This is a genomic window from Luteibacter sp. SVR4-7G (assembly GCF_056755555.1).
This window is the reverse complement of record NZ_JBPGXO010000019.1, coordinates 49,645-74,788: the sequence shown is the minus strand read 5'-3', so window position 1 is coordinate 74,788 and position 25,144 is coordinate 49,645. Positions and strand designations below refer to the sequence as shown.

The following is a 25,144-nucleotide window of genomic DNA, read 5'->3' as shown; positions in this document are numbered from 1 at the left end:
GCCTTGCACGCTACCTGGAAAAGGAAGACGTCGAAGGTGACTGGTATACGGAAGGTCTGGCCAACTACGTCGCGCTCACCGTTCCCAACGCCGCCGGCCTCTACACGCCCGCCGAATACCTGGAGTTGGTCAGCGAAGAAAGCGCCGGCTACTACACGAACGCGAAGCGAACCTTGCCGAACAGTGCCATGCCCGGCGTCGTGTGGTCAGGCCGCAACGCATGGCTGCTCCCCTACAACCGGGGCACCATGTACCTCGCCGACCTGGATGCGAAGCTCAAGGCTCATGGGAATCATGTCAGTGTCCTCGACCTCGCGAATGAAATGAACGCCCGCATCAACGCGGGTGAACCTTCCGACCGGCATACCTGGCTCGACGTGCTTTCTAGGCGTGCCGGTTCATGGGCGGTCGGCGACTGGAACGACATGATGGCGGGCGAACTCATCTTTCCTGCACAGGGTGCCTTCGGCGAGTGCATGCACGCCACGAAGAAAGACGTGCGCATCTTCGATCTCGGCTTTGCGACTCCGGTGCGCCTTTCGGCCGGGGCGACAGTCGATGGCGTCGTGAACGGCTCCGCAGCCGAACGGGCCGGGCTCCGCAATGGCGACGTCCTCCAGAGCAGCCTCGATATCAATCCGGCGGCCAGCAGCCTCGACATGCCGGTCGTGCTGCACGTTCGCCGCGCCGGCAGGCCGATGGTCATCAGCTACGACCCGCGCGGTGGTACACAGCCTGGCCTTACGTGGAGTTCGTCCTGCGTCAACTGAGGGAGCCAAGGAAATCGAGCATGGCCCGGTTGAAGGTCTCCGGCCGCTGCAACGGAGCGAAATGACTGACGCCGGGCAGCAGCACGAACTTCGCGCCCGGAATGCTACGGGCGATGTATTCGGCGTGCGCGCGCTCGATGAACTCGTCGTGCTCGCCCAGCACGCTCCATACCGGCACGGCGATCTCCCGAAGCTGGTCGGGACCGTAGTTGGGCTGGTCCGCCTGCATCTTGTTCAGGTCGTCGCGCATCGCCTCGAAGCCATCCTTCTGCTGGGAAAGCGCGGCGTAGTCCCTGACGTGGTGCTCGTAGATCCGGTCGATCGTTGCGGACGCCTCGAACGGCTTGGTACCGGTACTGTCGACATTGCAGGCGAAGAAAAATACACCCGCCGAACGGTCCGGCGTTTCCCGCGATAGGACAAGGGCAATATCGGCTCCGTCGCTCCAGCCGATGAAGGGGGCCCTGGCAACGCCGAGCGTGTCCATCACGGCGCGGGTATCGGACGCCATGAGTTCGTAACTGTAGGGCGTGGTATCACGGGTCGAGCGTCCCTGGCCGCGGCTGTCGATCACCACGGCCGTATAGCCTGCGTCGACCAGGGCGGGGACCTGATACACCCAGTTCCCTGAGTTACCCAGGCCACCATGCAGCAGGACCACCGGCGGCCCCGCCCCGATGCTTGCATACCAGATGCGGGCGCCTTCGTTCGCGACGTAGCCGCTCGCCGCGGCCGGCGGCAAGGGCGGAAGCCCGTGCGCAGCAAGCCCGGTCAGGTCATCGTCTTCGAATGAGAGGCTTGCCATTCCAGAAGTTTCCCCGGCTGCGCGATACATCGCGGTTACGATGACACGAAACCCCGGCATCGAGAAATGCCCGGTTGGCCTTCCCGGTAGTGGAACGGGCGGGCTGGTCGTACACTCCCCCTACCCTGAAGCACGGGAGATCGCCATGAAACGCTGGTTTGTGCTGGCCGCTCTGACGGCCACTTCCGCCCTGGCGCATCACGGATGGAGCGAATACGACGCCAGTCGCCCCTTGAACTTGTCGGGTGTCATCGAGTCCTCAAGCTACACCCAGCCCCACGGTCATGTCCGCCTGAAGACGAATGACGGCAGCTGGGACGTGGTGCTCGCACCGCCGTCGCGCATGGAAGCCCGCGGCCTCGACAAGAATATGTTGGCGGCCGGTACCCGGGCGGAAGTCTATGGTTACCCCCACCGCACGAAGTCCGACGAGATGCGTGCCGAACGCATCACCATCGGCGGCAAGACGACGGAACTGCGCTGATGGACGAACTGGCCGGCTGGCTGGCGGAGACGCCGCTGGCAAAGGCCATGCGGGACAGCCTGCTGCTTTATCCGATCGTCGAGATCATTCACATCGCAGGGTTCGTGATCCTGGTGGGCGCCGCCGCCTTGTTCGACCTGCGCGTGCTTGGCTGGGGTCGCTCGCTGGCGGTGTCGGCGCTGGGCCGCCAGTTGCTGCCCTGGTCGGTGGCCAGCCTGGTGCTGGTCGTCCCTGCCGGGGTGGCGATGTTCTCCACCCAGCCTCGGGACTTTCTGTCCAACCCGGCGTTCCTGCTCAAGCTGTCGCTGATCGTCCTCGCAGGCCTCAATGCCCTGCTCTTCCACCTGGGCGTTTACCGGTCCGTTGCCGTATGGGACAGGGGAACCCCTGCGCCTCCGCTCGCCAAGGCGCAGGCTATCCTGTCGCTGGTACTGTGGCTGGCAGTGATCTGCTGCGGGCGCTTGCTGGCCTACGTTTAACGTCCTACGGAAGCTGACATGGGAAAGACCGGTATTGCCCTGGGCGCTGCCCTGTTCGTCTTGGGCGCGGTGTCGCCATCACCTGCGCCGGCATCGGAAAAACCCGTAGTGGGAACATTCGGGTTCGATGTGACGGGCATGGACAGGGAGGTTCCGCCGGGCGTGGACTTCTATCGCTACGCCAACGGAGGCTGGGACCGCGACACGCCGATACCGCCGGACAAATCCAGCTTTGGCATGTTCACGCACCTGGATGAACTCAACCGGCAACGCCTCAAGGACATCCTCGAGGCCGCCCGGAAGAATCCCCATGACAAGGCGGGAGCCGCGTACGGCGCGTTCCTGGATGAAGCCGGCATAGAAAGGAAGGGCCTTGCACCGGTCAAACCCTGGCTGGACCGAATCGATGCGATGGCGACGCGTGAAGACTATGCGCGTCTCTCCGCGCAGGCCGCACGGGAAGGTATCGCCGGCCCATTCGAAGTGGCCGTCACGCAGGACGACCGCGATACCGCTGCCTATGTGCTGAAGATCGCGCAAGCCGGCCTTGGCCTGCCCGATCGGGAGTATTACCTGCGGACGGACCCGCCGATGATCCAGACACGCGTCGCGTACCGCGACCACCTTGCACGCCTGCTCGCGCTCTCGGGCGTGGCCAAGGCGGAGGCTTCGGCGCGGGCAGACGCGCTCCTGCGCGTGGAAACCGAGCTGGCGAAGGTAAGCTGGAATCGCGTGGACAGCCGCGATGCCGGAAAGACATACAACCGTCGTACGCGCGACCGGGCGCGCACCGAGATGGCGGGGTTTGACGTAGACGCATACCTCGACGGCATCGGCGCAAAGTCGAACGACCTCGTGATCGTGCAACCCGGCGCCGTTGCCGGCATCGCCCGCATCCTCGGCGATTCCCCCTTGCCGGTGCTCAAGGACAGCCTGCGCGTCGCCGTCCTCGATGCATACGGCGACGTGCTGCCGCGTGCCTTCGCGCAAGAGCGTTTCGAGCTCCATTCCCGCATCGTCAGTGGCGTGGAGCAGCCGGAGCCGCGCTGGAAACGGGGCGTGGCCTTTGCGGTCGATGCCGTACCGGACGAGGTGAGCAAGGCGTACGTGTCGCGCTATTTCCCCGCGGACTATAAGGTCGCCGCCGAAGCGCTGGTCCGCAACCTGCTATCCGCCATGGACCTGCGCATCCAGGCGCTCGACTGGATGACCCCGCAAACCAAGCTCCGTGCCCGCGCAAAGCTCGCAGCGTTCCGGCCCAAGGTGGGCTACCCGGATCGATGGCGCGACTACTCCCGCCTCGACATCCGTGCCGACGATGCCTTCGGCGACCAACAGCGGGCCCGGGCCTTCGCCTTTGATCGCGAGATCGGCAAACTTGGCCATCGCTTCGATCGTTCCGAATGGCGGGTCACCCCCATGACGGTGGACGCATTCGCCAACTTCTCGGCCGTGGAGATCGTCATTCCCGCGGCCATCCTGCAACCACCTTTCTTCGATCCGAACGCCGATGCAGCGATCAACTATGGCGGGATCGGTGCGTCGATCGCACACGAAATAAGCCATCAATTCGACGACCAGGGTTCGCACTATGACGAAACGGGACGCCTTGCGACCTGGTGGACGCCGGCTGACATCGACGGTTTCCAGGCGCGTACGAAAGCGCTCGCGCGCCAGTACGACACCTACCAGCCACTTCCGGGGATGAACGTCAACGGCGCCCTGACCCTCGGCGAGAATATCGCCGACCTTGGCGGACTGGCCATCGCGTACGACGCGTACGAGGTTTCGTTGAAAGGAAATCCCTCCCCCGTCCTTGACGGCTTCACCGGGGATCAGCGCTTCTTCCTCGGCTGGGCGCAGATATGGAGGCTCAAATACCGCGACGCCGACCTGCGTCAGCGGCTGCTGAGCAATCCTCATGCTCCGGCACCGCAGCGGGTCTGGACGGTGCGCAACCTGGACCCCTGGTACAAGGCATTCGACGTCAAGCCGGATCAGTCGCTTTACCTTGCTCCGGATCGCCGGGTCCGGATCTGGTAGGACCCGGACGAGAAATGCGTGCCGCTCAAGGCTTGCCGACGAGCAGGATGGTCTTGCCTCGCCTTGCCCGGTTATTGGCTTCTTCAAATGCCCTGCGCGCTTCGGCGAGCGGATAGTCGCGATCGATCAGTACCTTGATCCGGCCGTCCGCGACGCGCGCCGCAATGTCGCGAAGCTGGGCCGGGTCAGGCTTGACGATGAACCAATAAGCCTGGATGCCCAGTTTCGCCGCGCGCTCCGGCGACGGCGCGTCTTCCGCCTCGCCCGAGATGGTTACCAGCCGGCCGCCAGGGCGCAGGAATCCCCAGCTGCGCTCGAGCAACTGGCGGCCTACGGTGTCGAATATGACGTCCACGGGTCCCGCGACATCTTCGAAGCGCTCCGCATCCGTGTCGATCGCGCGCTCGGCGCCGAGCTCCAGGCAGACTGCCGTGGCATCCTTCCCGCGGGCCGTGGCGATCACGCGTGCACCGGCATCCTTCGCGATCTGGATGGCGAATGTGCCGACCGCGCCGGCGCCACCGTGGACGAGCACGGTTTCTCCTTGCACCAGCTTCGCGTGATCGAACAAGGCCTGCCAGGCCGTGAGCGCACCGATCGGCAGCGTGCATGCGTCCTGGGCGGTCACGTTGTCGGGCAGGCGTGCGATTTCTCCCGGCAACGCGCTGGCCTGTTCCGCCGCTGCACCGTTTCGCCAGAAATCGATCAGGCCGAAGACGCGGTCTCCCGTGGCGAAGCCCGATGTGCCCGCGCCGGCGGTGGCGACGCGCCCGGCGAATTCGTGGCCGATGATGACTGGCAAGGGACGCGGCGACCCATCGGGCAGAGGCTGGCTGCCATTCGTGACCCAAGTCGGTTCCGCGAACGTGAGGCCCACGGCCTCGACGTCGATCAGGATCCGGTCCTCTCCGGGCATCGGCGGGTCCGCGTCGCCGACGGTGATCGAGAGATCGCCACCGGTGGCATCGGTAATCCACGCGGCCCTCATGGCCTGGCTCCGGCGGTTGCATGCTCGTGGTACGACATGGCGGCGACCTCGCGGGTGAACACCCTTCCATGCTGCCATGCCCTGCTCTGCCCTGGCTTGTGGCGCCTTGCGCCACCTGCTTCAGGATGGATCCTGGCTCCCTCGATCCGGCAGGCCGAGCCGTCTCGCGGAAGCTGCCGCCTCGCCGCGCGAAGAGACGTCCAGCTTGCGCAGGATTGCCGATATATGGTGCTCGACGGTTTTCTCCGAGCGCACGATGCGCCTGGCGATTTCCGCGTTCGACAGTCCATCGGCAAGCAAGCCCAGCACGTGGCATTCGCGCGCGGTCAGGCCGGCGGGATTCGCCGCGGTGGTGGCACGTGGGCCTCGTGCCACGCCGCGCACCCCCGCCTGCCGCAATTGCGCGCGGCAAAGCTTGACGGTCGCGCAGGCACCCAGCGCCTCGAATATCGCCAGCGCCTCGAGCTTGCTGCTTTCATCGCCATCCCATAGCGCCATCGCATGCATGAAGGGGCACCCGAGGCGGCGCCAGGTTTCGGCGGCCGCCTTCCAGTCGCCATCCCATTGCATGGCGTAGGGGTCATTCACGTCGCGATATTTCCCCTTCCCTTCGCCGAGCTTCCAGCACCAGAAACCCAGTTCGCTCAGTTCGCGACGATCGCCCAGGTCCTCGGCCATCTCGTAGGTCTGCCGCACCCATGGATCGTCGAGGGTGGTATCCCCGCGTAGCCACGCCGCCTCGGCGCGCGCAGCCGCGATCGGCGCAAGCCTCTGCAGTTCGCCCGTGTTGGCGGCGAGTTCGCTGGCCTCATCGATCAATGCGGTGGCTCCTGAATCGCCGCGGCGCAGGCGTATGCGTGCGAGCACGGCCATCGCGGGGATCCGCGTCACCGGCGCCACCGCGTCGCGCACGATGAGCTGGCTGGCGAGCCGGGCGGCGGCGTCCCAGCGTCCCTGCTCGAAATCCAGCCGGGCCTTCCACGCCAGTACGTAGTTCGCCCAGGAATCTAGGTCGCGCTCCGCGAAGTACCGGCCGGCCTCGTCGATGACGCGTGCCGCCACGGCGTAATCGCGCATGGTGACCTCGGTGCTGGCCAAGTTTGCATAGGCCCGGGCGACATGCTCGCCGTAGCCGTGTTCGAGCGCGACGGACAGGCTTTGTTCCAGCAGCGCCCTGCCCTCGAGGTCGCCACGGGCATGCATCGCCGTGCCCACATTGTTCATCGCATGACACAACACCTCGGTATCGCCGATGCGCCGGGCGAGTTCGATGGCGCGGTTGCCCCACGCCACCGCTTCGCCGGTACGTCCGGCAAGCATGTGCAACTGGGACCGGTTGCTCAACGCCCACGCAAACTCGCTGTCTTCGGCCAGCTGTTCCAGCATCGCCACCGCCTGGTCCGCATAGGATTCGGCCTCACGGTTGCACCCTGCGAACCATTGCAGGCGCGACAACCAGCGCAAGGTGCGGCCTTCTTGCGTGCGCTCGCCCAGGTCGCGCCAGATGGCCAGGGCACGCAGGCTAGCGCACATGGCCTCTTCCGACTGATCCGTGAGGTAACACTGGTAAGAGCGCCGTCCCAGCAGTTCCGCCTGCTCGCGCGGCGACAGCCTCGATGCGTGCGTCAGCGCCACGCCATAGAGCTTTGCCGCCTCGCCATGCGATCCATGGGAAATCGCCTCCGCCGCTGCGATGGGGGCGTATTTCAGGACGGCCGATGCATCGCCCGCGCCCGCTGCGTGGTGGACGAGCCGCGCGGTCGCGACAGGAGCGTCACTGGCTTCGAGGCAGGACAGCATGTGTGCATGCAGCGCGGCCGCCAACGGAGGGGCCAGGGACTTTTCCATCGCGATGCGCGCCAGTTCATGGCGATAGGCATACCAGCCGTCGGCGACGACGATGAGTCCCGATGCGAGGGCAGCCGAGATATCTTCGTCGAGAGGGGTAAGAACGGCATCGATGGTCGAGACTTCCACGCGCGCAGGCACGATCGCGATGAGGTCGAGCAGGGCCCGCACGGACGGCGATTGTCGCGCGGCGCGCGCAAGCACGGCATCGCGCACTGTGGCGGGCACGCCGTCGGCGCGCAGGACCTCGGTGACGAAGAACGGGTTGCCTCCGGTCGTCGCGAATACCCCGTCCGCGGCACGCCCGGATTCAAGCGCCATGCTGGCTACGCCCTCTTCCGACAACGCCGGGAGCCGGATGCGCAGGGCCGCGTCCGCGGGCAGGTCGCCGAACACCATGCGCAGCGGATGCCTGTCGCCTATCTCATCGTCACGATAGCTAAGCAGGAGCAGTGCACGCAGCGGCTGGATGCGCCGGGCCAGGTATTTCACGAGGTCCAACGTGGCGGTATCGGCCCAGTGCAGGTCCTCCAGGACCATGAGCGTTACGCGCGGCGACTGCTGCAGGTTGCTCAGGATGGCGGAGAATAGCTTTGGCCGTTGTCCCTCGACGCCGATCATGTCCTGCACGTCGGTGCCGAAGGCGTCGGCGATATCATAGATCGGCCCTAGCGGCCTGGGCGAAAACAGGGCCTCGCAGCTACCCCAGAGCACACGGTGACCATCCCCCGCGTGGTCGCGCACGAGGCGCCGGATGAGGGCAGTCTTGCCGATGCCTGCTTCGCCGCTGACCAGGGCGACATGCCCTGCCCCCCGTGCCGCGTCTTCGACCGCCTCGTGCAGGCGCTGCAAGGCGTAATCGCGTTCAATGAGTTCCACCTTACCGGCTCCCCGGAACCTGCCGGAAGTTTCCCACCGGACAGGTTCCGGGCGAGTGAAGCAAACTGCTGCACTTGCAGCATCCTTGCCTCAGGCGGCCAGATAACTGAAGGGAAGCCAGGGCGAGCGCAGCCGGGAAGGCGCCTTGGCCGGCTTCCCCGCATGCCCGACGCCGAGGTAGAAGTACGGGTCGAGGACAGACACTTCGGTAATGCTGTCGACCGGTAGCTGGTTCCGGCGGGCCACTTCGCGGATGGCTTCCGGGCTCGGCGCGTCGTAGACGCAAAACGTATGGGTACGGTCCAGGCTCACATACGAGTGCACCCAGGTGACGCCTTCTTCGGCATTGGTGTCGACGATCTTGCGGCAGAGGCGGTCGCCAGCCTCATTGGTGGGAAGATCCAGTCCGCCGGGGAAGGAACGTTCAACGATATAACGAGCCATGAGGGTTCTCCTTCAGAGGGTAGACAGCCCAAGGTCGAGCTGCGATTCCAGACTACGGAGACGGCTCTTTCCGGACATCGGGGATGTCCCCCAGATTGCAGGTCACCGCCCCCGGTTTTGGATGGGTGGCGCCGAGGCCAGTGCCTGGGGGCGCTTGACGCCCGCCTTCCGCTTACGCCACTTTCCCGTGAACTGGACAGCCCAATGGCGCCACCTCACATGCGACGCGAAATTGCCATCGTCGTTTTTCCGGGGTTTCAACTGCTGGATGCCGCCGGCCCGATCGCCGTGTTCGAGATGGCGGAGCGCTTCCGGCCGGAGAGCTACACCATCACCGTGATATCGCCCAAGGGCGGCGCGGTGCGCAGTTCCTCAGGTGTCTGCCTGACGGCGGAACCCATCGGCCAGGGCCGCTACGACACCGTCATCGTCTCGGGCGGCACCCTCGCGCAGGTGGAAGCCGGCGAGCTGGACATCGCCGCCCTGCTCCGCGGCGACGCGTGGCGCCGGGCCGCCGGCGTGTGTTCCGGGGCGTTTTTCCTTGCCCAGGCCGGTCTCCTCGACAACCGTCTTGCCACGACGCATTGGGCTGCCGCCGAGCGCTTCCGGCAGCTGTATCCGAAGGTGCGGCTCGATGCCGACCGGATGTTCGTCAGGGATGACAGGGTGTGGACCTCGGCGGGTATTTCCGCGGGAATCGACCTCGCACTGGCGCTCGTGGAGGACGATCTTGGCCCCGGCCTCGCCCGGCGCACCGCCCAGCAGCTCGTCGTGCACCAGCGGCGCCATGCCGGACAGTCGCAATACTCCGTCCTGGTGGAGCAAGGGGGAAGGACTGGCCGGTTCGGTGAACTGATCGGCTGGATGCGCGCACGCATCGCCGAACCGATGACGATCGAGCGGCTTGCCGAGCGCGCGGCGATGAGTCCCAGGAATTTCTCCCGCGCCTTCGTGACCGAGATAGGCGCGACGCCGGCAAAAGTCGTGGAAGGCCTGCGGCTGGAGGCCGCGCGCATCGCGGTGGAAACCAGCCATCTCGATCTCGATCACATCGCCGCGTCGACGGGATTCGGCGACTCGAGTCGCATGCGCCGCGCCTTCGTCCGGTCTTTCGGCATGTCGCCCCAGTCGCTGCGCCGCAGCGCCGGCGCCTGATCGTTCGCAGGGCTTTTCCGGAAGTGGGAGGCGCCAGCGGGCCACCCGTGCGTGGCCGTTTTCGCCCGGAAATTGTCCTTGCCGCCGCACGTGCCGGGACCGATAAAAGGCGCGTCTCCAACCACCACCCAACAGAGAGGAATCGCATGCGTCTGGCACCCTTCGTCTCCGCCTGTCTGCTGTGTCTTGGCGCCGTGCAGGCGTCGCCTGCGGCACCCGCGCCGGTCGCCCCCGCCACGCGGCTCGACCATGTGCTCCTCTGGGGACGTGGCATCGACGAGGTCACCTCGGTGATGGCGGTCAAACTCGGCTTCCAGGTGCGGCCCGGGCGCAACCCGGGCGGTGTCGCCAACCGCTATATCCGCTTCGCGGATACCAGCTTCATCGAACTGCTGGGCGTCACCAAACCCGATCCCACTTTCGATCCGGGCATGAAGGAGGACCGGCAGGCGCTCAAGGACGGTCCGGGCGCGCGTACCTTTGGCTTCCGCTCGTCCTCGCTCGATGCCATCCATGGCTCGCTGGATGCGCTGCATTACGCGGTGACGCCATTCTTTACCGGTCCGGACAGCAAGAAACCGGGCTGGCGCCTGTTCGCGTTCGACTTCGACCACCCGCCGCTGTCGAGCAACACGTTCTTCATCGACTATGCCGCCGGTTACGCACCCGATCAGTTCGACCCTTCCAATGCCGACGATTACCGGGTGACACGCGAGCACCCCAACGGAGCACGGGAACTCTCGTCGATCTGGCTGGTATCAGGCGATGCCGACGCGGATCGGCGTCAGCTGGAACGGATGGGCTTCGGCCATGCGGTGCCGGTGAAGTTGCCCGAGGCCGGCGCAAAGGGATTTTGCATTCCCGTGGGCCCCACGGCGTTATTGGCCTTGCAGCCTGACGGCGCCGGCCTTGCAGCCCAGACCATGGCGAGCGGTGGACCCCGCGTCCTTGGCGTGAGCTTCGGGGTCCTCGACCTCGGCCGCGCGCAGCGCTGGGTCGAACGCGGCTACGAGCGCAAGCTGGCGACCTATCGTGGCGTGTGGGGAGATTCCGTGCTTGCCCCGACGCAAGAGGAGCTCGGCCTGTCGGTCGAATTCCATGCCATCCAGCACGGCGGTGCACCCTGCCCGGCGTCTTGATATTCCAGGAACAGCGCCTTGTGCGGGGACGACGGCCTTCTGTGGGAGCCGCTTCAGCGGCGATGGGTGCTTGCGGCGAGCTTGCCCGCTGCCGCGGGATCGCCGGCAGAGCCGGCTCCCACAGGCATCGGCTCCGCGCATTGATGTCCGAAAGGCAACGCGGTGCTTCCGCGTCCGCGACTACCCATGCAACGGGCTACAAAATAAAACTTGGGGTGCGCCGGATGTGCCGGTGCGATTGCCAGGGGAAAGCATGATAGTCATCGGATACAGCAAGGCCTTCCGCCACGTCGCCATGCTCGCCGCGATGGGCGTTTCCGCGATCGCATTTTCGCCGGCACAAGGCCAGGACACGTCGGGCAGCATCTTCGGTCACGGGCCGGCGGGAGCGACCGTCATCGCGAAGAGCAGCACGGGCAAGACCCGGCGCGGCACGATCAACGACAGTGGCCGTTACCACCTGTCCAGCATCACGATGGGTACGTACACCGTCACGCTCGAAAAAAACGACAAGGTCATCGATACCCGCAAGAACATCGACATCACCGTCGGCCGCGGCGCGCAGGTGGACTTCGCCTGCGAGAACGACCAGTGCGAGGCAAAGGGAGGCTGAGGCCTCCCGTTTCCTGGCGCTGCCGCGTCGTCGCCGCCGAGGCTGGCGTGTCTAGCGGGCGGTTCAGTGAACACCGGGCGCCGGCAGTTCCGCGTCCAGGAAAGCGAAGATGTCCGCCCATTGCGCCGCTTCCGCACCCAGCGACGCCTGGATGCCATGCCCGCCGTTCGCATCGGTGCGGATCCATACAGGGCGCCCGCTCGTATTCGCCGCACGCACTTTCGCTACGAATTTGCCGGTTTGCCAGGGCACGACACGGCCATCGTTCAATCCGACGAGCAGCAGCATCGCCGGATACGCGGTATGCGGTTTGATCTGCTGGTACGGATCCATGGCGAGGATCGCTGGAAAGTCCGAGGCCTTCCGCGGGTCGCCCATCTCGCCGATCTGGTTGGCGCCGTTGGGCGCGTGCATCAGGCGCACGGGATTGAGCACGGGAACGAGGATGATGGCTGCGCCGAACTTCTGCGGGTACGCCGCGACCGCGCCACCGACCAGCAGGCCACCTGCGCTCCCGGAAATGAGTGCGGTGCGTTCCGGACGGCTATAGCCGAGTTCGCTCAAACGGTCGACGGCGGCGACGAAGTCCTCGACGCCTTTATGTTTGTTGGCGCCCTTTCCTGCTTGGTGCCACGCTTCGCCTTTCTCGCCGCCGCCGCGCACGTGGGCGTAGGCGAAGATGTTGCCCTGCTTGACCCACTCCATCCGCACCGGCTTGAAGGACGGTTGAAGCGTGAGCCCGTAGCTGCCGTAGCCGAAGACGATCGCCCGATGGCTGCCGTCCAGCTTCGTGTCCTTGCGGTGCAGGATGGTCAGCGGAACGAGTGTGCCGTCCTTGCTGGTCATCTCGGTTTCGGTTACCTCCACCATGCCGTAGTCGGCGGGGCTGGCCTCGTCCTGCCCGAGGCTTTTCATGCGGCGTGCCACCGGGTCGTAGCGCCATGACTTGGGTGGCGCGGTCCAGCCGCGCAGTTCGAGAAGGAATCCGTCTTCACGATCGTTCGTGCGCAGCAGGGAGGCCGTGCCGGGCAGCGGCATGGGCACTACCTCCGCTCTGCCCGTGCGGTAGTCGATGCGCCGGACACTGTCGATGCCGTTGGTGGACACCTTCAGGTAGAGCGCGTCCTTCGCCGGGGCGAGAGTCTGCGCATCGTTGAGGGTCAGGCCGACGATGATCTCGTCGTCCTTCAGCGGCAGGACCGGCCTGGCATCGCGCAGCGAGGCATCCGGTTTCGAAAGATCCAGCGAAAGCAGCTGGCCGTTCGAGTGGCCTTGGCTGGAGATGAGGTAGAGCGTGTCGCCGTGGATGGCTGCGTCGGTGACTTTGTCTTCGGGCCTGGCGATGCAATGCCACTTCGCGGATGGCCTGATCGCCTCCGTCACCGGCGCCACGCAGAAGGTACTTTCGAGCTGCGCTCCGTTCGCGAGGCCCAGTGCCCAACGTGAATCCGCCGGAAAGTCGAGCACCGGGAAACGGTTGCTCGGGATCGGGAACGATGTGTTCGCACCCGCTCCCGTGCCGGCACGTAGCAACATCGGGTCCTGGGAAGACGGTGTACCAAGCTTGTGCAAGCGCAGCCGCATGTCCTGCAACGGGTCGCCGCCCGTGCGTTCGTTCGGAGGCGCCATCTGCGTATAGGTGAAGCCCGATCCGTCGGGCAGCCAGTGCGCATCGAACTCCCCCCATACAGTTTCGACGCTGTCGCCGGAGGGTTTCCCCGTCTTGATGTCGAACACATCCACGCGGGTCAACTCACTGCCGCCGCGGTCGACGTTGACCGCGACCTTGCTGCCGTCGGGAGACAGCGCATAGTTGGTGATCGAGGGCGTGCCGCCCTCACCCTTGAGTGTCGACGGGTCGAGCAGCACGCGCTCCGAACCATCGGCCTCGCGCACCATCAGGCTGCCGGTGCCTTGTCCTCCCTGACGGATGAAGAGCATGCGGCCGCCTGCAAGCCGCTGCATGCGATGGATCACCGCCGTGAGGCTGGTCGCCTTGAGCCTCTTCTGCCAGTCGTCCAGCGTGGGCAAGGCATCCAGCTTCGCTCGCGTGCCGTTGCCTTCGGCTTCGAGCCAGTGCTGGAACTCCGTGTTCTTCTCCCCTTCCATCCAGCGGTACGGATCGTGGACGGTGACTCCGAAAATCTGCTCGACCACGTCGGCGCTGCGTGGAGGCGGAGGGGACGCCTGGGGAGCTGCCGTGGCGAACGGCGAGCCTATGGCAGCGGAAAACACAGCAAAAAACGTTGACACCCACGGTGACCTGCGCATGACGTGAACCTCCCAGTCGCGTTATGGCGGGGCCTGGCTGCCCCCCTGCCCCTGATCAGCGGCAGACCGTACCACCATCGACGCGATCGTGTGAGTGCCACATAATCCCAGCATGTCGCAAGGAAATGCCGCCCTCCCCATGACCGAAACGCCCGAGCGCGTCCTGCGCTTCTGGCGCGATGCAGGTTACGACCGCTGGTTCGCCGATGACGCAGCGTTCGACGCTACGTTCCGCGAACATTTTCTCGGCGCCCACATGGCTGCGGCGCGACGCGAACTGGATGCATGGCTCGACAGCGCGGACGGTTGCCTGGCCTTGCTGATCCTCCTCGATCAGTTTCCGCGCAACGCCTTCCGCGGTACCGCGCACATGTATGCAACGGATCCGCTGGCCCATTTCGTGGCACGGCACATGCGCGAGCGCGGCTACGACGAGGCCTTCGACCAGGGCATGCGCGCGTTCTGTTACCTGCCGTTCGAGCATTCCGAGGACATGGCCGACCAGGAACTGTCGGTAAGCCTGTTCGACGCCTTGGGCGGCCCCTTCGTCCCCTACGCACGGGCCCATCGCGACATCGTGCGGCGCTTCGGGCGTTTCCCGCATCGCAACCGCGAGCTCGGTCGCGAGACGACGGCCGAGGAACAGAAGTTCCTCGACGAAGGCGGTTTCGCCGGCTGATTCGGCGCAACGTTTCCATGCCCGGACGTTCACGTCCGGACGATCTCCGGCGCACGACCATACGGGGCTTGATCCTTGGCCGGAGTTCGTCATGCGCAAGACCGTGGGTGATTTCCTCCTCGACCGCCTGAGCGAATGGAACGTACGGCGCATTTATGGATATCCGGGCGACGGCATCAACGGCATCATGGGCGCGATGGGTCGCGCCGCCGAGCGTTTCGATTACATTCGCGTTCGCCACGAGGAAATGGCCGCCTTCATGGCGGGCGGGCATGCCAAATTCACCGGCGAGGTCGGCGTCTGCCTCGCCACGTCCGGTCCGGGCGCCATCCACCTGCTCAACGGTCTCTATGACGCGAAGATGGACCATGTGCCGGTCGTCGCCATCGTCGGCCAGCAGGCGCACTCCTCCCTGGGCAGCGACTACCAGCAGGAAGTGGACCTGCACACGCTGTTCAAGGACGTTTGCAACTACGTGGAGACGGTGGTCAGCCCGGCGCAGATGCGGCACGTGATCGATCGTGCTTTCCGCATCGCGCAAGCCGAACGCGCGGTGACCTGCATCATCGTGCCAAACGATCTGCAAGAAATGCCGGCCATGCCCAGCCCGCCGCGGGCCCACGGCAGTGTGTACTCAGGCGTGGGCGAGGCACCGGCCCGGCCGGTCCCCTCCGACGAAGAGCTGCAGCGTGCCGCCGACGTGCTCAATGCGGGCTCGCGGCCCGCGATCCTGGTGGGTGCGGGTGCGCTGGGAGCGGGCGCCGAAGTCGCTCAGATTGCAGAGAAGCTCAAGGGCGGCGTCGCCAAGGCGCTCCTCGGCAAGACCGTGCTTCCCGACGATCTTCCCTATGTCACCGGTTCCATCGGATTGCTGGGCACGAAGCCGAGCTGGGAGATGATGGACAACTGCGACACCCTGCTGATGGTCGGCACCACCTTCCCGTATGCCGAGTTCCTCCCGGAGGATGGCAAGGCGCGCGCCGTGCAGATCGACATCGCGCCGCGCAATGTTTCCATGCGCTATCCGACCGAGGTGAACCTCATCGGCGACAGTGCCGAGGTGCTTCGCCGCCTGCTGCCGCTGTTGAAGCAGCAGACGGACACCGAGTGGCGCGAGCGCATCGAGGTCAACGTCCGCAAGTGGTGGCGCGCGCTCGAGCTCAAGGCGATGCAGCCGGCATCCCCGATCAATCCGCAGCGGGTGTTCTGGGAATTGTCGTCGGCCTTGCCCGACCGCACCATCATCGCGGGAGACAGTGGCTCCCATACGAACTGGTTTGCCCGCGACATGAAGGTACGCGAAGGCATGATGGCCTCGCTGTCGGGCAAGCTGGCGACGATGGGTAGCGGCGTGCCCTACGCCATCGCGGCAAAGATGGCGCATCCCGACAGGCCCGTGCTGGCCATCGTGGGCGATGGCGCCATGCAGATGAACGGGAACGCGGAGCTGGTGACGGTCAAGCAATACTGGAAGCGCTGGTCGAATCCGAACTTCGTCGTCATGGTTCTCGTCAACGGCGACCTGAACGAGGTGACCTGGGAGCAGCGCGCGCTGGCAGGCGATCCCAAGTTCGCCGCCGCCCAGGACGTCGAGGATTTCCCCTATGCCAGGTACGGTGAGATGCTCGGTTTCAAAGGCATCCGGGTGGAACGTCCCGAGGACATCCTCGATGCGTGGCGCGCCGCCTTTGCGGAGCCGCGTCCGGTAGTCATCGAATTCGTCACCGATCCCGACGTGCCGCCCCTGCCGCCGCACATTACGCTTGAACAGGCGAAGGCGTTCATGAGTTCGCTCGCGAAGCGCGATCCGGATGCGGCCGGCGTGGTGAGACAGGCGTGGCGGGAGGTGTGGGCAGGCCTCGGCGGGTGAGACATCTTCGGCAAATGGCGCGTTCCACTGTTCGCTCACGGTATCTCCACGCGGCGGTCCGTATTCGTGATGGTTCAGTTGGACCCGCTTTGCAGGACGTAGTGATGAAGATCGCCCAGATCGCTCCGCTCTATGAAGCCGTACCGCCCCGGCTCTATGGCGGAACTGAGCGTGTCGTATCCCATCTGACGGAAGCGCTCGTCGCGGAAGGCCACGAAGTCACGCTCTTCGCCGCTGCCGATGCCGCGACGCGTGCACGGCTCGTACCGGTGCGGGATCAGGCGCTGCGCCTCGATCCCACCCCACTTAAATCGGAACTCGCGGCCCACCTGAACATGCTGCACGACCTGAGGAAGCGCGCGGACGAATTCGACGTGATTCATTTTCATACCGATCTCATCCACTTCCCTCTTTTTGAAGCGGTTGCCGAGCGGACGGTGACCACGCTCCACGGGCGGCTGGACATGAAGGACCTCCCCGCCGCATATCGCCGCTGGCACCGCTATCCGCTCGTATCGATTTCGCGCGCCCAGCGTGCGCCGATGCCGTTCGCCAACTGGCTGGGCAACGTGCCGCACGGGCTCGATCCGGTCGCGTACCGCGTGCCCGAACGGCCACGCGGCGACTACCTCGCCTTCCTCGGTCGTATTTCGCCCGAGAAGCGGCCGGACCGGGCGATCGCCATAGCGCGCGCCGTCGGCATGCCCCTGAAGATCGCCGCGAAGGTCGACCACGCGGACCGGGAGTACTTCGACCGGGAGATCGGCCCGCTGCTCCACGGGCCCGGCGTCGAATTCGTGGGAGAGATCGGCGACGACGAGAAGGCGGCATTCCTGGGGCACGCACACGCCCTGCTGTTTCCCATCGACTGGCCGGAGCCGTTCGGTCTGGTGATGATCGAAGCCATGGCGTGTGGCGTGCCGGTCATCGCCTGGCGGCACGGTTCGGTACCCGAGGTAGTCGATGAGGGTGTGACAGGGTTCATCGTGGAGACGTTCGAAGCCGCCGTCGCAGCCGTCCGCCGGGCAGGAGCACTTGACCGGCGGCAAATTCGTCAGGTTTTCGAGCAGCGCTTCACGGCACAGACCATGGCTCAGGCGTATACCGAGTTGTACGCTCACCTGAGGCGCCCGGCCGGTCTAGACCTGGACGCCTACCTCAAAAACGCCTGAGGCCACCATGTCCGAGGACACACCAGACATCCTTGAACCGATGTCCGAGGCCCATGCCACTGTCTCGCAGTTCGCATTAAAGGAAGGCGATACCTTCCTCGTCGCGGACGCGCACGGCAATGTCACCGGCCAGGGCGACGGACTATTCCATAACGACACGCGCGTGCTTTCGTCGTTCGTGCTCTCCCTGGGCGGTATCCGCCCATCCCTCCTCTCGAGCGCGGTCAGCCAGGACAACCTGTATTTCACGGCCCACCTGACGAACCAGCCCCTGCCGTCGCTCGGTTCGCCGACGCCGCAAGGCGTGATGCACGTGGAGCGGAAGCGCTTCCTTTCGGCGGGACGGCTGTTCGAGTTCATCCGCCTGGTCAATTACAGCGATGTCACCACGCAGGTTCCGCTGCAGTTGCGCTTCGGCGCGGATTTCCGCGACATGTTCGAGGTCCGTGGCGAGCGGCGTACGCGGCGTGGCGAGTTCCAGGCGCCGGCGATGACGTCTACCGGCGTCTGCTTTGCCTATGAAGGGCTCGACGGCGTGCTCCGCCGTATCGCCATCGACTTCTCGGAGGCGCCGAACGAATTGTCGCCAGGCCAGGCCACCTTCAATGTCACCCTGCCCGCCCGCGATGCGTGGGTGCTCTACCTCGAAGTGGGGCCGGAGAGTGCGACGCCTTCCCGCCCGCGCTACCGGACGTCGGCGGCGCGGGCGTGGCGCCATCTGCGTCTGCGCCGGCAGCGAGGCGCGGGCGCCACGGCTTCCGGACGCCTGTTTCAGTCCTGGCTGGACAAGTCGAATGCCGACCTGGCCCTCCTCACCACCGATCTGTCGACCGGTCCCTATCCCTATGCGGGTATTCCGTGGTTTTCCACGCCCTTCGGACGGGATGCGATCGTCACCTCCCTGCAGACGCTCTGGCTCGATCCGGGCCTGGCTCGGGGTGTGCTCTCGTTCCTGGCAGAGCACCAGGCACGCGAGACCTCGGCCTTCTACGATTCGGCGCCCGGCAAGATCATGCATGAAACCCGCAAGGGCGAGATGGCAACGGTCAACGAAGTGCCCTTCAGCCGCTACTACGGCGGCGTGGACACGACGCCACTGTTCGTCATGCTTGCGGGAGCCTATGCCCGCCGCACCGGCGACCGCGCATTCATCGACGAGCGCTGGCCGTCCCTGCTCTCGGCTACCGCCTGGATAGAAAACAGCGCCGCGATGCACCCGCGCGGTTTCATCGCCTACGAGCGCGGCGAAGCGAGCGGCCTGGCCAACCAGGGCTGGAAGGACAGCCACGACTCGGTATTCCATGAGGACGGCAGCAACGCCGAAGGCCCCATCGCCCTGGTTGAAGTGCAAGGCTATGCGTACCGCGCATTTCGCGACATGGCCGAAATGGCCGAATGGCGAGGCGAAGCCGCGGCAGCGGAACACTGGCGGCGGAAGGCGAAGGAGCTGCGCGAGCAGATCGAGCACTCGTTCTGGATCGAAGACATGCAGTACTACGCGCTGGCCCTGGATGGCGAGCAGCGACCCTGCCGCGTGCGGAGTTCCAATCCCGGGCATCTTCTCTATGCGGGAGCGATACGCAAGCGCCGCGCCGCCGCGGTCATCCGGCAGCTCACGTCCAAGGCCCTGAGCAGCGGATGGGGCGTGCGCACGCTGGCGACGGAAGCGGCGCGTTTCAATCCGATGTCCTACCACAATGGTTCGGTCTGGCCACACGACGTCGCCCTGTGCGCTGCCGGCATGTCGCGCTACGGGGACCGCGCGAACGTGATACGCATTCTCGCGAACATGTTCGAAGCCTCGGTCCACTTCGGCATGCGCCTGCCCGAGTTGTTCTGCGGTTTCGAGCGCGCGGTCGGCGAAGCGCCCATCGCCTACCCGGTCGCCTGCCTGCCCCAGGCGTGGGCGGCAGGCAGCGTATTCATGCTCCTGCAGTCCTGCCTCGGGCTCCAGATCGACGGGAGGCGCCGGCGCCTGCTTATCGACCACCCCAGTCTGCCGCTGGGCATCGATCAGCTCCGCATTCGGAATCTCGCCCTCGGCGAGCGCCGCCTGAACCTCGAGTTCCACCGGGTCGACGGCCGGGTACTCGCGCTGGTGGAACGGCAAGCCGGTGCCGAAGGCGTGACCGTGGACGTCCGGGTCTGACCGTCTGGCTGCGCTATGCAGCCGTCGCGCGATGGGTGATAATGAGATCAATTCTCATTTGTATCCCTGTGACCACCCATGCCCGTCCCGTCCGCTGTCCTCCGTGGCACCCCTGCCTCCGCCATCCATGCTGGCCTCATGGCCAGCCTCTTCATCGGCGCAAGCGCGCATGCCGCGGCCGGCAGTCCCGCCGACCCGCAGCAGAAGGCACGCGACAACAGCACCACGCTTTCCGGCATCCAGGTCGAAGCCAGCGTGGCCGCACCCACGGCCGAATACGCGGGCGGCCAGGTAGCCCGCGGCGGCCGCTTCGGGGTGCTGGGCAACCAGGACGCGATGAATGTCCCGTTCGCCATCACCAGTTACACGGACACCCTCATCCGCAACCAGCAGGCGCGCAGCCTGGGCGACGTCGTCGCCAACGATCCGGCCGTGCGCACCGGCTTCGGCTTCGGCAACTTCTCGCAGACCTTCACCATCCGCGGCTTCCAGGTCTTCAGCGACGACATCGCCTTCGACGGTCTCTACGGCCTGTTGCCCCGCCAGCTGCTCGCGCCGGAACTCATCAGTCGCGTGGAAGTGTTCAAGGGAGCGAGCGCGTTCCTCAACGGCATCAGCCCCTCGGGTTCCGGTGTCGGCGGAAACATCAACATCGCCCCGAAACGTGCCGAAGCCGTGCCGGTCACCCGCATCGGCGTCGACTGGGGCAGCGACAGCCAGGTGGGCGGCAGCGTGGACATCGGCCGCCGTTTCGGTGCCAACGATGCGTTTGGCCTGCGCGTGAACGCTGTCCACCGCGACGGCAACACCGCGATCGACGGCGAGCAGCGCCGCGTCACCGCGGCCTCCGTCGCCTTCGACTACCGCGGCGAAAAGCTGCGCGTCACCGCCGATGCGGGCTACCAGAAGCAGGAAATCACCGGCGGCCGTTCGGTCGTCTACACCACCGGCATCACCTCGGTGCCGCGAGCGCCCTCGGCGAAGACCAACTACGCCCAGCCCTGGTCCAATTCCTCGCTGGAGGACACCTTCGGCGTGGTTCGCGCGGAATACGACTTCGCACCCTGGCTCACCGGGTACATGGCGGCGGGCGCGCATCACGGCAACGAATTCGGCGACTACGTCAGCCCTTCCCTGCTCGATCGCGCCGGGAATGCCACCGAAACGCGCTTCACCGTGCCCTATATCGCCGATACGGCAACCGGCGAAGCGGGCTTCAACGGCTTCTTCGAAACGGGATCGGTCACGCACCGTGTCAACGTCGGCTTCTCGGCCCTTAGCTTCCGCAAGAAGGCGGCCTATGCGGGCTCGTTGGACCCGATCCACACGAACATCTATTCGCCGGCCTACGTGCCGGTTCCCGACTTTGCCTACAACGTCGGCCCCATCAGCGACCCGGGCATCACCGGCCGTACGCAGCTGCGCAGTGTGGCGGTGTCCGATACGCTAGGCCTGCTGGATGGCAGCCTCGAGATCACGCTCGGCGCACGCCGCCAGAAGCTGCACACGCTTGGCTACGACTATGCCGTGGACGGCGTGGATGGCGCGAAGAACTCCGAATACGAGCAGTACGCCACCAGTCCCGTCTTCGGGTTGAACTATCGCTTCGCCGACCAATGGTCGGTGTATGCCAACCACATCGAGGCGCTGACCCAGGGCGACCAGGCCCCGGCCAACTTCAACAACCTGCCGGTCAGCAATGCCGGCCAGGTGTTCGCGCCGTACAAGTCGAAGCAGAACGAAGTGGGCGTGAAGTGGGATGCCGGCAACCTCGGCAGCAGCCTGGCGCTATACCAGATCAAACAGCCCAGCGCGTACGTCGATGCCTCGAACACCTTCGTCGTCGATGGCGAGCAGCGCAACCGTGGCATCGAGTGGAGCTTCTTCGGCCAGCCGCTCCAGGGCCTGCGCGTGCTCGGTGGCGCGAACTACATCCGCCCCGAACTGGTGAAGACCCAGGCCGGTGCCAACGACGGCAACGATGCCATCGGCGTGCCGCGTTTCCAGGCCAATGCCGGTGTGGAATGGGACATCCCGAACACGCCGGACGTCACGCTCAGCGCGCGTGCCGTCCGCACGGGTCATCAGTACCTGGATGCCGCGAACCAACTGAAGCTGCCGGCCTGGACCACCTATGACATAGGGGCGCGCACCACGGCCCACCTGGAAGGCGTGCCCGTCACGTTCCGGCTCACGGTGCAGAACGTGGCGAACAAAGGGTACTGGGCATCCGCCAACGGCGGTTACCTGACCCAGGGAACGCCCCGCACGTTCTACGTGTCCGCGTCGTTCGACCTCTGAGGCAGCGCTAGCCGGCGCTGGCGGCCATGACCCGGTTGCGCCCGGAGCGCTTGGCACGGTAGAGGGCCAGATCCGCCTCACGGCACAGGCGAAGCAGCTCGTAGCCGGCATCGTCCGTGGAGGCCAGGCCGACGCTGGCGGAGAAGGCGATCACGTGCCCTTCCTCCTGCAAAGGCGAGGTTTCGATAGCCATGCGTATGTGATCGGCCGCGGCGATGGCCTGCTCCCGGGGCCTGTCCGAGAGCAGGATGCCGAATTCTTCGCCGCCGAGTCGCCCGAACACGTCGTTCGCCTGCAGCTGCCGTCGGCAGATGGAAACCGCGTGACGCAAGACCATGTCGCCCGCGGCGTGGCCGTGGGTGTCGTTCACCTGCTTGAAGTGGTCCAGGTCGAGGAACACGAGGCACGCCGTGGCACGGCGTTTTTCCAGCCGCTTGAGCACGCGCTCCGCTTCGCTCATGAAATGCTGGCGGTTGAATATGCCAGTCAGGCCGTCGTGCCAGGACAGCCGCTTGAAGCGCAGTTGCGACCGCTTGAGCCGGAAGGCCCAGAATACGATCGAGGCAAGGAACATCAGCAGCAGCGCGATGTATAGCCGGCTGGTTTCGACCGCCTTGGTTTCCAGTGCCTTCTGTAGCCGGAGGATGCTGTTCTGCTTGCCGAGACGTTCCGTTTCCAGCTTCTGGACGACCACATGCTGCTGGCTCAGTTCGTACGCGAGGGTCCTCGCCGCCACGTCGTTGAGGTAGCCCTTGTCCTGGGCAGCGTAGTGCTCGTAGTAGTCGAGTGCCGCGGCGGTATCGCCGCGGGCTTTCTCGAGGCGGTAAAGCACGCCATAGGCATCCCTGAGCCAGTCGCTCGTGTCGTCGGGACTCGCCATGCCCACCGCTTCCCTGGCAGCCTTCAACGCATCGCCGGCGCGTCCGAGCATCTCGTAGGCCTTGGCCAGCTGCACCTTCGATGAGAGAAGGTGCGGGTAGTACTTGTTCGCGGCGAGGCCCGGCGCCATCCGTTCGAGGAAGCCGAGAGCGGCGGCCGCCCGGCCTTCATCGAGGAGACGGTCGATCTCGATCAGCCGCATGGTGTTGGCGATGACAGGCTGGTGGGCGGCGACGCAGGTCTCGATCGCCCGGGAAAGTTCGGGACTGTTCGGCGGCAGGCGCTTGCCGTAGTGCAGCGCGGCGATGCGCAAGGAAGCGGGATAGCAAGTACTTTCCCCTGGCGGCGTCGCGCGCTCCATCATGTCCGCGTATTTCAGAGCGAGGTCGGTCTGTCCCGCCAGGTTGAACATCTGCGAGAGGTTCTGCAGCAGCATGGAACGGGCCAACGGATCGTTTACCGCCGGCAGCTTGCCCGTCAGCTGGTTGGCGAGGGTGTACGCCTCTTCGTACCGGCGGTTCAGGCCTAGGTTGCTCAGCAGAAGGGCCGAAGCCTTGGCGGCCAGCGCCGCGTCGCCCGAGTGGTCGACGATATCCCGCAAGCGGGTTTCCGAGGCCGCGTAGTCGCCCTCGAACATCGTTTCCCAGGCGTCGAGGTAGCGCAGGTACCACGCATCGGCCGGCCCCAGGTCCGGCGCCTGCGCACGGATTTCGGCGAGCCTGCTGAGGAAGCGCGGATGGTCCTTGGTGCGCAGGCTTTCCGTCTGCGCGAGGAAGGCCCGCGGGTCTTCCACCGCGGCCGTGGCGGGCAGCAACTGCATTGCAACGAGACAGCCCATGAGGATCCGGAGGCACCGGCACCGGATACGGTTGGGCATGCGGGACATCCTCGGATTCTTCTTACTTCTGCAGCGACCCGTGGGCGGAATCCTCGCCTTCCTGCTCATCGCGCCGGTCGCCCTCGTCCTCGCGCTGGTCGTCCGGGTCGTCGTCATGACCGGGAAACTGCGACACCTGGGGCATGTGCATCACCTTGTGCCCGAACTCGTCCGCGAGCAGCGTCTTGTCGCCGGAAGCCGCGGCCATGGCAAGCTGCGGATGCGCCTGCGCCTGCCGGAGAATGCCTGCGAGCTCCTCGGCCGGGGCATGGCGCAGCGAAGCGTCCCGGCCAATGGTCTCGAGCAAGTCGATCGTATCGCGCATGAATTTCTCTCTTCACTGTCGAAAGGCCCGTGCATCGCACGGACCCGGAGCTCTACTGTGACGGCAGGCACGCACGATACTTGACGAAGGAATGAGGGCCGCGCTTCAGGGGCCGGTTTCTCTCACGGCTTCCAATGCCGCAAGCCGTGCGATGACGGCCGGGTTGGGCCTCAATGCTTCCGCGGGCGGAAGCACGACGGTGTCCTCGAGGGTGAGTTGTGCATGCGGCAGGTCGCGCAGGGCGATACGACGGATGCGTGGCCGTTCGATCGGCAAGGTGGCCGCGCGATAGAGGATGACTTCGTGATCGAGCGGGTAATCGCAGGCAAGCACGTCGACCAGGATCTGCCTGTGCTCGACACCTGTCGCGAAGCGCTTGAGCGACCGGTCGCCGACGACGCCGACCTGCCACAACACGAGGTAGCCCGTGGGATCGATTCGCCGCTGGTAGAAAAGCAGCTGGCTGGCCTCGAAGTGCTGGCAACCGGCGCTCCCCGGATCGATGCCGAGATCGGCGTAGAGGCAATCCTCGGCAGAGATGCCGGGCTCCATGTGGGCTTCGAAGCCTTCGGAGCGCGCGACCGCGATGGCCTTGTGCGGCGACCAGGCGAAGATCCCGGGATGGCCATAGAACACGCCACAGACGCGCTTGCCGGCGCGCACTTCCACCATCATCGCGTCCACCCACTGCCGGTAGGTCCGCATGCGCGACTTGCCTTCGCGGTAATAAGGCTGGAGGCTGCGCACGTCCGCATGCATGCGTTGCAGCCAGGCTTCCACGACGTGGTCGGAGAGTGCGGCAAAAACCACGTCCGCCTGCTCGATGTGGCTGCGCGCCAGCGGCGTGAGGTGCGAGCCCAGGGTCATGCCCAGGCCCACGCAGGCAAGACGGCCCCGGCCCCGGTGCCCGGGGGGATGCAGAAGCGGTGTGTTCATTGCGTGATGGTAAGCCATCGCGCACCGTCCCGTATCGC

At 65.7% G+C, this 25,144-nt stretch carries 20 protein-coding genes; 12 read left to right on the top strand and 8 right to left on the bottom strand.

Annotated elements, in window-relative coordinates; translation table 11 throughout:
- A partial coding sequence (locus ACR9ZH_RS09415) for a M61 metallopeptidase family protein (protein WP_481290502.1) occupies nucleotides 1-770 on the top strand: 770 nt, incomplete at its 5' end.
- Here the strand turns inward: ACR9ZH_RS09415 and ACR9ZH_RS09410 are convergent.
- Nucleotides 763-1,575, bottom strand: coding sequence for an alpha/beta fold hydrolase (locus tag ACR9ZH_RS09410; RefSeq protein ID WP_481290501.1), 813 nt, complete (start codon nucleotides 1,573-1,575; stop codon nucleotides 763-765). The genes ACR9ZH_RS09415 and ACR9ZH_RS09410 overlap by 8 nt on opposite strands.
- Nucleotides 1,576-1,720: 145 nt before the next feature.
- Here ACR9ZH_RS09410 and ACR9ZH_RS09405 point away from each other — a divergent pair, with 145 nt between their 5' ends.
- The 3 genes from ACR9ZH_RS09405 to ACR9ZH_RS09395 are packed head-to-tail and all read left to right on the top strand — an operon-like array spanning nucleotide 1,721 to nucleotide 4,581.
- Nucleotides 1,721-2,059, top strand: a complete 339-nt coding sequence (locus ACR9ZH_RS09405) for a DUF6152 family protein (RefSeq protein WP_481290500.1) — start codon at nucleotides 1,721-1,723, stop codon at nucleotides 2,057-2,059.
- Nucleotides 2,059-2,538 (top strand): hypothetical protein, encoded by a 480-nt coding sequence (locus tag ACR9ZH_RS09400; protein WP_481290499.1) that lies wholly within the window; start codon nucleotides 2,059-2,061, stop codon nucleotides 2,536-2,538. The genes ACR9ZH_RS09405 and ACR9ZH_RS09400 overlap by 1 nt, the downstream gene beginning before the upstream one ends.
- Nucleotides 2,539-2,556: 18 nt before the next feature.
- Nucleotides 2,557-4,581: a M13 family metallopeptidase gene (locus tag ACR9ZH_RS09395; RefSeq protein WP_481290498.1), complete on the top strand. Its 2,025-nt coding sequence runs from the start codon at nucleotides 2,557-2,559 to the stop codon at nucleotides 4,579-4,581.
- Between the two features lie 25 nt (nucleotides 4,582-4,606).
- Here ACR9ZH_RS09395 and ACR9ZH_RS09390 read toward each other — a convergent pair whose 3' ends face one another.
- The 3 genes from ACR9ZH_RS09390 to ACR9ZH_RS09380 form a co-directional block, all read right to left on the bottom strand.
- The gene (locus ACR9ZH_RS09390; protein ID WP_481290497.1) at nucleotides 4,607-5,569 is read right to left on the bottom strand and encodes an NADP-dependent oxidoreductase; all 963 of its coding nucleotides are present in this window, start codon (nucleotides 5,567-5,569) and stop codon (nucleotides 4,607-4,609) included.
- A 120-nt stretch (nucleotides 5,570-5,689) separates the two neighbouring features.
- Complete coding sequence (locus tag ACR9ZH_RS09385; RefSeq protein WP_481290496.1) at nucleotides 5,690-8,296, bottom strand: ATP-binding protein; 2,607 nt, start codon at nucleotides 8,294-8,296, stop codon at nucleotides 5,690-5,692.
- Nucleotides 8,297-8,386: 90 nt separating this feature from the next.
- Nucleotides 8,387-8,740 (bottom strand): DUF4242 domain-containing protein, encoded by a 354-nt coding sequence (locus ACR9ZH_RS09380; RefSeq protein ID WP_481290495.1) that lies wholly within the window; start codon nucleotides 8,738-8,740, stop codon nucleotides 8,387-8,389.
- A 219-nt stretch (nucleotides 8,741-8,959) separates the two neighbouring features.
- Between ACR9ZH_RS09380 and ACR9ZH_RS09375 the strand changes: the two genes are divergently transcribed.
- The 3 genes from ACR9ZH_RS09375 to ACR9ZH_RS09365 all read left to right on the top strand — a co-directional run bounded on the left by ACR9ZH_RS09375 (nucleotide 8,960) and on the right by ACR9ZH_RS09365 (nucleotide 11,647).
- Complete coding sequence (locus ACR9ZH_RS09375; RefSeq protein WP_481290494.1) at nucleotides 8,960-9,895, top strand: GlxA family transcriptional regulator; 936 nt, start codon at nucleotides 8,960-8,962, stop codon at nucleotides 9,893-9,895.
- A gap of 146 nt (nucleotides 9,896-10,041) precedes the next feature.
- A complete protein-coding gene (locus tag ACR9ZH_RS09370; protein WP_481290493.1) occupies nucleotides 10,042-11,034 on the top strand; it encodes a VOC family protein in 993 nt (330 codons plus the stop codon).
- 253 nt (nucleotides 11,035-11,287) lie between these two features.
- On the top strand, nucleotides 11,288-11,647 hold the full coding sequence (locus tag ACR9ZH_RS09365) for a carboxypeptidase-like regulatory domain-containing protein (protein ID WP_481290492.1): 360 nt from the start codon (nucleotides 11,288-11,290) through the stop codon (nucleotides 11,645-11,647).
- 63 nt (nucleotides 11,648-11,710) lie between these two features.
- On the opposite strand, the gene ACR9ZH_RS09360 is transcribed toward ACR9ZH_RS09365, so the two are convergent.
- On the bottom strand, nucleotides 11,711-13,918 hold the full coding sequence (locus ACR9ZH_RS09360; protein WP_481290491.1) for a prolyl oligopeptidase family serine peptidase: 2,208 nt from the start codon (nucleotides 13,916-13,918) through the stop codon (nucleotides 11,711-11,713).
- Between the two features lie 139 nt (nucleotides 13,919-14,057).
- Between ACR9ZH_RS09360 and ACR9ZH_RS09355 the strand changes: the two genes are divergently transcribed.
- From ACR9ZH_RS09355 to ACR9ZH_RS09335, 5 genes are all read left to right on the top strand, one after another.
- Nucleotides 14,058-14,597 carry a DUF924 family protein gene (locus ACR9ZH_RS09355; protein ID WP_481290490.1) on the top strand — a complete coding sequence of 180 codons (540 nt, stop codon included), beginning with the start codon at nucleotides 14,058-14,060 and terminating at the stop codon, nucleotides 14,595-14,597.
- A 91-nt stretch (nucleotides 14,598-14,688) separates the two neighbouring features.
- Nucleotides 14,689-16,467 (top strand): thiamine pyrophosphate-requiring protein, encoded by a 1,779-nt coding sequence (locus tag ACR9ZH_RS09350; protein ID WP_481290489.1) that lies wholly within the window; start codon nucleotides 14,689-14,691, stop codon nucleotides 16,465-16,467.
- 104 nt (nucleotides 16,468-16,571) lie between these two features.
- Complete coding sequence (locus ACR9ZH_RS09345; protein WP_481290488.1) at nucleotides 16,572-17,639, top strand: glycosyltransferase family 4 protein; 1,068 nt, start codon at nucleotides 16,572-16,574, stop codon at nucleotides 17,637-17,639.
- Between the two features lie 7 nt (nucleotides 17,640-17,646).
- Nucleotides 17,647-19,788: an amylo-alpha-1,6-glucosidase gene (locus tag ACR9ZH_RS09340; protein ID WP_481290487.1), complete on the top strand. Its 2,142-nt coding sequence runs from the start codon at nucleotides 17,647-17,649 to the stop codon at nucleotides 19,786-19,788.
- Between the two features lie 138 nt (nucleotides 19,789-19,926).
- Complete coding sequence (locus ACR9ZH_RS09335; protein ID WP_481290486.1) at nucleotides 19,927-22,089, top strand: TonB-dependent receptor; 2,163 nt, start codon at nucleotides 19,927-19,929, stop codon at nucleotides 22,087-22,089.
- A gap of 7 nt (nucleotides 22,090-22,096) precedes the next feature.
- On the opposite strand, the gene ACR9ZH_RS09330 is transcribed toward ACR9ZH_RS09335, so the two are convergent.
- From ACR9ZH_RS09330 to ACR9ZH_RS09320, 3 genes are all read right to left on the bottom strand, one after another.
- Nucleotides 22,097-23,806, bottom strand: a complete 1,710-nt coding sequence (locus ACR9ZH_RS09330; protein ID WP_481290485.1) for a sensor domain-containing diguanylate cyclase — start codon at nucleotides 23,804-23,806, stop codon at nucleotides 22,097-22,099.
- Nucleotides 23,807-23,867: 61 nt separating this feature from the next.
- Complete coding sequence (locus ACR9ZH_RS09325; RefSeq protein WP_481290484.1) at nucleotides 23,868-24,170, bottom strand: hypothetical protein; 303 nt, start codon at nucleotides 24,168-24,170, stop codon at nucleotides 23,868-23,870.
- 105 nt (nucleotides 24,171-24,275) lie between these two features.
- Nucleotides 24,276-25,106 carry an SAM-dependent methyltransferase gene (locus tag ACR9ZH_RS09320; protein ID WP_481290483.1) on the bottom strand — a complete coding sequence of 277 codons (831 nt, stop codon included), beginning with the start codon at nucleotides 25,104-25,106 and terminating at the stop codon, nucleotides 24,276-24,278.
- Nucleotides 25,107-25,144: the final 38 nt, after the last annotated feature.